The sequence below is a fragment of the Pseudomonas sp. OA65 genome, assembly GCF_017498305.1.
Taxonomy (GTDB): domain Bacteria; phylum Pseudomonadota; class Gammaproteobacteria; order Pseudomonadales; family Pseudomonadaceae; genus Aquipseudomonas; species Aquipseudomonas zanjanensis.
Map to the genome: position 1 here is coordinate 143,922 of NZ_JAGDEZ010000014.1, position 7,725 is coordinate 151,646.

The 7,725-nt window shown below is 62.2% G+C and carries 5 protein-coding genes and 1 pseudogene; all 6 read right to left on the bottom strand.

Annotation, left to right across the window (positions count from 1 at the left end; all coding sequences use genetic code 11):
- Positions 1 to 35 precede the first annotated feature (35 nt).
- Positions 36 to 2,300 carry a DNA topoisomerase IV subunit A gene (gene parC / locus J3361_RS14760; RefSeq protein ID WP_053117862.1) on the bottom strand — a complete coding sequence of 755 codons (2,265 nt, stop codon included), beginning with the start codon at positions 2,298 to 2,300 and terminating at the stop codon, positions 36 to 38.
- A gap of 10 nt (positions 2,301 to 2,310) precedes the next feature.
- Positions 2,311 to 2,832, bottom strand: a complete 522-nt coding sequence (locus tag J3361_RS14765) for a TIGR02281 family clan AA aspartic protease (protein ID WP_207965202.1) — start codon at positions 2,830 to 2,832, stop codon at positions 2,311 to 2,313.
- The gene (locus J3361_RS14770; protein WP_207965203.1) at positions 2,829 to 3,815 is read right to left on the bottom strand and encodes an esterase-like activity of phytase family protein; all 987 of its coding nucleotides are present in this window, start codon (positions 3,813 to 3,815) and stop codon (positions 2,829 to 2,831) included. Before J3361_RS14770 ends, J3361_RS14765 begins: the two co-directional genes overlap by 4 nt.
- Complete coding sequence (parE, locus tag J3361_RS14775) at positions 3,815 to 5,719, bottom strand: DNA topoisomerase IV subunit B (RefSeq protein WP_053181455.1); 1,905 nt, start codon at positions 5,717 to 5,719, stop codon at positions 3,815 to 3,817. The genes J3361_RS14770 and parE overlap by 1 nt, the downstream gene beginning before the upstream one ends.
- Before the next feature lie 42 nt (positions 5,720 to 5,761).
- Entirely contained in the window at positions 5,762 to 6,370 is a 609-nt protein-coding gene (locus J3361_RS14780) for a YqiA/YcfP family alpha/beta fold hydrolase (RefSeq protein ID WP_207965204.1), read from the bottom strand.
- A 1,176-nt stretch (positions 6,371 to 7,546) separates the two neighbouring features.
- Positions 7,547 to 7,660 (bottom strand): annotated as a pseudogene (locus tag J3361_RS29515) (nucleoid-structuring protein H-NS); the annotation flags it as partial.
- Between the last annotated feature and the right edge of the window lie 65 nt (positions 7,661 to 7,725).

Below are 7,725 nucleotides of genomic sequence, written 5' to 3' on the forward strand. Positions count from 1 at the left end.
CGGCATTTAATCGCAGACCGAGCCCTCTAGTACGCCTAATTGAGGTTTTCGACGAGCAGCGCATCGACTCGCTGAAATCCCCTTGGAAGCTTGTTACCTCGCCGACCGCGTTCACCTTTGTAATGCTCAAGATCGTCTGCTTTCAACGACAGCGTGCGCTTGCCTGCCTGTAGCACAAGCGTCGCGCCCTCCGGCAACACTGCAATATCCGTGACATATTCTTCACGGCTGGCGACCCGTTCGCCGGAAATACCAATAATCTTGTTGCCCTTACCTTTACCCAGCTGTGGCAAGTCACTGATCTTGAACACCAGCAACCGCCCTTCGGTGGTGACCGACGCCAGCCAGTTGCTCTCCCGATCAGCAACCGGGCGCGGCGCAATCACCTTGGCGTTGTTCGGCAGGCTCAACAACGCCTTGCCCGCCTTGTTCTTGGCTTGCAGGTCCTCGCCCTTGACCACGAACCCGTAACCCGCGTCCGATGCAATTACGTAGAGCCCATCATCATCAGGCATCAGCACGCATTCAAAAGTTGCACCCGGTGGCGGTGTTAAACGACCGGTCAGCGGTTCGCCCTGGCCGCGAGCCGATGGCAGGGTATGGGCCGGCACCGAATAACTGCGTCCGGTGGAATCAACGAACACCGCAAACTGGTTGGAACGCCCAGCCGCCAAGGCCTTGAAACCGTCCCCGGCCTTGTAGGAAAGCCCCGTCGCGTCAATATCATGACCCTTGGCCGAACGTACCCAGCCTTTTTCCGACAGCACGACGGTGACTTTCTCGTTCGGCAGCAGATCGTGTTCGCTCAGCGCCTTGGCTTCGGCGCGCTCGACGATCGGCGAACGACGGTCATCGCCGTAGGTCTCGGCGTCCTTGAGCAGTTCGGTGCGCACCAGCTTCTTGAGCTTGGCTTCGCTGCCCAGCAAGGCTTGCAGCTTGGCCTGTTCCTTGAGCAACTCATCCTGCTCGGCGCGCAGCTTCATTTCTTCCAACCGCGCCAACTGCCGCAGGCGGGTGTCGAGGATGTAGTCGGCCTGGATTTCGCTCAGGGCGAAACGCTCGATCAGGCTGGCCTTGGGGTGCTCCTCGGTGCGGATGATGTGAATCACTTCATCCAGGTTGAGGTAGGCGATCAGCAAGCCGTCCAACAGGTGCAGGCGGCGCTCGACCTTGTCCAGGCGAAATTGCAGGCGCCGACGCACGGTCTTGACCCGGAACTCCAGCCATTCCACCAGCAATGCCCGCAGGTTTTTCAACTGCGGCTTGCCGTCCAGGCCGATGATGTTGATGTTGACCCGGTAGCTGGATTCCAAGTCAGTGCTGGCGAACAGATGCTGCATCAGCGCGTCGTGGTCGACCCGGCTGTTGACCGGAATGATCACGATGCGGCAAGGGTTTTCGTGGTCGGATTCGTCACGCAGGTCGGCCACTTGCGGCGCTTTCGACGGTTTTGCCTGCATCATCGCGGCAATCTGCTCCAGGACCTTGGCCCCGGACACCTGATGCGGCAGCGCCGTGACAATGATGTCGCCGTCCTCGATGTGGTACACGGCGCGCATGCGCACCGAACCGCGACCGGTCTCGTAGATTTTCAGCAGGTCGGCACGCGGCGTGATGATTTCGGCTTCGGTCGGATAGTCCGGGCCCTGGATGTGCTCGCAGAGCTGTTCCACCGTGGCTTTCGGCTCGTCCAGCAGACGTACGCACGCCGTCGCCACTTCCCGCAGGTTGTGGGGCGGCACGTCGGTGGCCATGCCCACGGCGATGCCGGTGGTGCCATTGAGGAGGATATTCGGCAAACGTGCTGGCAACACCAGGGGTTCGTCGAGGGTGCCGTCGAAGTTCGGCCCCCAGTCCGCGGTGCCCTGGCCCAGTTCGCTGAGCAGCACCTCGGAATAACGCGACAGCCGCGCCTCGGTGTAACGCATGGCCGCGAAGGACTTGGGATCGTCCGGCGCACCCCAGTTACCCTGGCCATCCACCAAGGTGTAGCGGTAGCTGAACGGCTGGGCCATCAGCACCATGGCTTCATAGCAGGCCGAATCGCCGTGGGGGTGGAACTTACCGAGCACGTCACCGACGGTACGCGCCGATTTCTTGTGCTTGGAATCCGCATCCAGCCCCAGTTCACTCATGGCATAGATGATCCGCCGCTGGACCGGCTTCAAACCATCGCCGATGTGCGGCAAGGCGCGGTCCATGATCACGTACATGGAGTAATTGAGGTAGGCATTTTCGGTGAAGTCAGCCAGCGATCGGCGTTCTACGCCGTCTAAGCTGTCTGCAAGAATGTCGCTCATGCGGGCCTCATCAGTTCGTTGTCTGGCGCAGCAGCATGGTGCCGTCGCGCTGGGTAAATTCAAGTTTGTTCAGGGCGCTCATGCCCAGCAGCACTTGCGTGCCACCCAGGCCGGGCGCCACCAGGGCACGGACATCGCGCAAGACGATGTCACCCAATTGCAGCCGGTCGATGCGGGTACGATAGCCCTCGCTCAAACCGTTGGCGGTGCTCAAGGTCACGCCGAAACCTTTTTCCAGCTTGAGGCGTTCGGCCAATTCCAATGGAATCGCCACGTCGGTGGCACCGGTGTCGAGCATGAAGTCCACCGGCTGGCCATTGATCTGGCCGCTGGCGACGAAATGTCCCTGCCGATTGCCGACCAGCTTCACCTCGATAAAACCTTCGCCTTTTTGCGACTGCACCTGGGCATTGGGGTTGAGTTCCCGCTGCTCCCACTGGGCAAAAAACCGTGTTGCCAGAAACAGCGCCGCGCACCAGGCCAGGATCATCAGCCCCCGGCCGGCGCGCTTGCCCGGTGGTTGCTGGCTCACGGCGAGCCGCTCCAGCCACCGTCGGGCGATGCAAAGTGCCAGACGATCGGCCGCTGTTCGCCATCGGCCCGCGTACCGTCGTTGTTGTCCAGGCCGATCCAGGCCCCGTCGGCATCTACCACCAGCGCTTCGGCTAGCCCATAAGGCTGGGGATAACGACGGTTGTCCTGCAACGCCTCGGCGGCGAACGACCAGCACCGTTCCACCTGGGCGGTCTGCGGGTCTCGCCGGCAGATCTGGTAGGCATTGCGCTCCAAGGTAAACAGCTTGCCATTGAACAATGACAGGTCAGCGAAATCCCGGGAAACCGCCTTGGCCTTGGGGAACTGCGCCGGCTGCATCTCCAGCCCCGCTTCGCTCAACAACACGCAATTGCCATCGCAGTCCCACACCGTTTGCTGGCGCTTGATCAGTAACAGGCCACGGCGTTCGCGCTCAGCCGATAGCCACAGCTGATCACCGGCCGGGTTGATCGCCAAACCTTCAAATAGCGCATTGAAATGCAGCAGCGTACCGCTGGCGCGGGCCTGGCGGATCAACGTGGGGGCAATTTTCAACCAGGACGCAGGCCCCGACGGCGGCACCTGCAGCACCGCGGCATGGGACTCACTGACCACATAACGATTGCCGTCGCTGTCGCAACTGATCCCTTCGAAATCCAGCTCGCCACCGCGCAGGAACGAAGCCGCCCAGGTTCGCGACCTCAACCCCCAAGGCAAACCGTTGTCCGGCACCTCCGGCACCTCGATTCCAACCACCTCAGCCTGCCAGACCGACGCCTCGGAGGGCATGAGGCGATAGATCCGGTCATCGTCGCGATCGGACACTGTCCACATCTCGCCGCCGCACAGCGCCAGCCCCGACAGGTTGCCGCCGCGCATGCCGTCGACGGCGTGCTCGGACAACAGCTTCAATTCCGGCGCCGGCGCTGCGACTACCATCCCGGCCCACAGCCACAACGCCAGGGCGACACCGTTGCGCATCAGGCCAGCACCTCGGCCAGGTCCCCTTTGGATTCGAGCCAGGACTTGCGGTCGCCAGCGCGTTTCTTCGCCAGCAGCATGTCCATCATTTCCGAAGTCGCTTCGAAATCATCCAAGGTCAGCTGCACCAGGCGGCGGGTGTTCGGGTCCATGGTGGTTTCACGCAACTGCGGCGGGTTCATCTCGCCGAGGCCCTTGAATCGGGTGACCTGCGGCTTGCCACGTTTCTTCTCGGCCACCAGACGGTCGAGGATGCCGTCGCGCTCGGCTTCATCCAGGGCATAGTAGATTTCCTTGCCCAGGTCGATGCGATACAGCGGCGGCATCGCCACGTAGACGTGGCCGGCGTCCACCAACGGGCGGAAATGCTGGACGAACAACGCGCAGAGCAACGTGGCGATGTGCAGGCCGTCGGAGTCGGCGTCGGCGAGGATGCAGATCTTGCCGTAACGCAGCTGGCTCATGTCCTCGGCGCCTGGATCGACCCCAATGGCCACCGCGATGTTATGCACTTCCTGGCTGGCCAGCACTTCGCTGCCGTCCACTTCCCAGGTGTTGAGGATCTTGCCCCGCAGCGGCAGGATCGCCTGGAACTCCTTGTCCCGCGCCTGCTTGGCCGAGCCGCCGGCGGAGTCACCTTCCACCAGGAACAGCTCGGAACGCATCGGGTCCTGCCCGGCGCAATCGGCGAGCTTGCCCGGCAATGCCGGCCCCTGAGTGATGCGCTTGCGCTCGACTTTCTTGCTCGCTTTCAGACGACGACCGGCGTTGTTGATCGCCAGCTCCGCCAGGGCCAGGCCGGTTTCCGGGTTAGCGTTGAGCCACAGGCTGAACGCGTCCTTGACCACGCCGGAAACAAACGCCGCCGCTTCACGAGACGACAAGCGTTCCTTGGTCTGGCCGGAGAATTGCGGTTCCTGCATCTTCATCGACAGGACGAAGGCGATGCGCTCCCAGACGTCTTCCGGCGCCAGCTTCACGCCGCGGGGCAGCAGGTTGCGGAACTCGCAGAACTCACGCATGGCGTCGAGCAGTCCCTGGCGCAAGCCGTTGACGTGGGTGCCGCCCTGGGCCGTGGGGATCAGGTTGACGTAGCTTTCCTGGACGCTTTCGCCGCCTTCGGGCAGCCACAACAGCGCCCAGTCCACGGCTTCCTTGTTACCGGCCAGGCTGCCGCAGAACGGCTCGTCGGGCAGGCGTTCGAAACCGCTGACCGCATCTACCAGATAAGAGCGCAGGCCGTCTTCGTAATGCCATTCGACTTTTTCGCCGGTGGCCTTGTCCTCGAAACTGACCAGCAGCCCCGGGCACAATACGGCCTTGGCCTTGAGCACGTGCTTGAGGCGGCTGACGGAAAACTTCGGCGAATCGAAATACTTCGGGTCCGGAGCGAAATACACGCTGGTCCCGGTGTTGCGCTTGCCGACGGTGCCGACCACTTCCAGCTCGGTGGCCTTGTAGCCGTCGGCAAAGGTCATCTGGTATTCATTGCCGTCACGCTTGACCCGCACCCGCACCTGGGTCGACAAGGCGTTGACCACGGAAATACCCACCCCGTGCAGACCGCCGGAGAACTGGTAGTTCTTGTTGGAAAACTTGCCGCCGGCGTGGAGCTTGGTGAGGATCAGCTCGACGCCCGACACACCCTCTTCCGGGTGAATGTCCACCGGCATGCCGCGGCCGTCATCGCTGACTTCCAGCGAGTGATCGGCGTGCAGGATGACCTGCACCGACTTCGCATGCCCGGCCAAGGCTTCGTCGACGCTGTTGTCGATGACTTCCTGGGCGAGGTGGTTCGGCCGACTGGTGTCGGTGTACATGCCGGGGCGCTTACGCACCGGGTCGAGGCCCGAGAGGACTTCGATGGCGTCTGCGTTATAAGAGCTAGCGCTGGGAGTGGCCATGGGGTCTCGTCGTCAGTGTTCAATGAAAAAGGGGCGATGGGCTCACAGCGACGTGAAGTCGATCGCCTGGTACAAATCGGCGCCAATGCCGGCAAAACTCAACAGCGCCGGCAACTGCTGGGCAAACCCTTGGAAACTGTGGTCGCCGCCGGCCTGGATGCGCAAGGCACAGGCGCGGTAATACTGCTGGGCGTGGCGATAATCCAGCGTTTCGTCACCGGTTTGCAACCATACCTGAAACCGCTGCGGATCCCGGGGCGCCGGCACTTCCAGCTCGGCCAGGGCCGTGACGTGGTCGTGGGTCAATTCCCAGGTTTCGTCGGTGTATAAATTCTTCTGCGTACCCAGGTACCCGTCGAACATCCGATGCGGGCTCACGGCAGGATTGACCAACAGGGCCTTGAGCCCGTGGCGCTCGGCCAAGTGAGTCGCATAGTAGCCGCCGAGCGAGCTGCCGACCAGCAGCGGCCGCCCCAGTTCTGTAATCGCCTGTTCCAGCTGACCGATGGCCTGGCGGGGGTGGTGATGCAAGGCGGGCACCTGTAGCCGGTCGCTGAGGCCAAGGCGTGCCATTACGTCAACCAGTTGGCAGGCTTTGGTCGACGCTGGGGCGCTGTTGAAGCCATGGATGTAAAGGATCGAACCCGACATTGCCGACTCCCTGGGTGTTGGGCAAAGGCCGGAGTTTACAGGGAGATTGCGGTGGTTGGGGGGATTTGACCGTGTTGTTGCCTCCTATGAATCGTCGATCACGGCGGCTGTGGGAGCAAAGCTTGCTCGCGATGGCGGTCTGACAGCTGGCCAGGATTTTGTTGACCGGGTACATATCCATTTCTGCGGTAACGGCCACTTAGGGTTCCGCTCTTACAGCGGCTCACTTTTGAAAAGCCCGGAAGCCGGCCCAGTCAAAAGTAAGCAAAACGCTCCTGCCCCACCACTCGGCACCTCGCCTAGGCTCGGTGTGCCCTCACTCCGGCATCGCTCCGTGGGCCGCCGCGAAGGGCCATCCATGGCCAAGCGCGGCTAACCCGGCATCCATGCCGGGTTGCCCACTGCGCAATGCCTGCGTTCGGCCAGCGTGGTTAATGGGGCGCCGAGATCAACGTCCACCACGAGGCGGCCTAAGAGCCGACCTGATTCTTGATGGGACCGCGTTTCTCCTGTGGGAGCGGGCTTGCTCGCGAATGCGTCGGGTCAGCCAACATCAATCTTGATAGCACACCATTTTCGCGAGCAGGCTCGCTCCCACAGAGGATTTATAGTGAATGCGATACCTGAGAACAACTCCGAAAAAATGTGGGAGCGAGCCTGCTCGCGATGGCGGTGAACCAGCTTGCATCAGCGTTGGATGTGCCGCCGTCTTCGCGAGCAAGCCCGCTCCCACACTGGTTTTGGGTCGTTTATAAGATCAGTGTCCACCGCCGATCCCTGTGGGAGCCGAGCTTGCTCGCGATGGCGGTGGGTCTACTTGCATCCATGTTGTATGTGCTGCCGCCTTCGCGAGCAAGCCCGCTCCCACAGTTTCTGATGGGCGTACGACCGGGAGAGCCAGGTCGGCTGTCAGGCCGCCTCGCGAGCAAGCTTTGCTCCCACAGGTCCTGCTCAAACAAGTCTGATGGGCGTACGACCGGGAGAGCCAGGTCGGCTGTCAGGCCGCCTCGCGAGCAAGCTTTGCTCCCACAGGTCCTGCTCAAACAAGTCTGATGGGCGTACGACCGGGAGAGCCAGGTCGGCTGTCAGGCCGCCTCGCGAGCAAGCTTTGCTCCCACAGGTCCTGCTCAAACAGGTCTGATGGGTGTACGACTGGAAGAGCCAGGTCGGCTTTAAGGCCGCCTCGGCGTGGACGTTGATCTCGGGCGCCCCGTTAACCACGATGGCCGAACGCAGGCATTGTGGAGTGGGCATCCCGGCATGGATGCCGGGATAGCCGCGCTGGGCCATGGATGGCCCTTCGCGGCGGGCCCACGGAGCAATGCCGGAGTGAGGGCATGCCGAGCCTAGGCGAG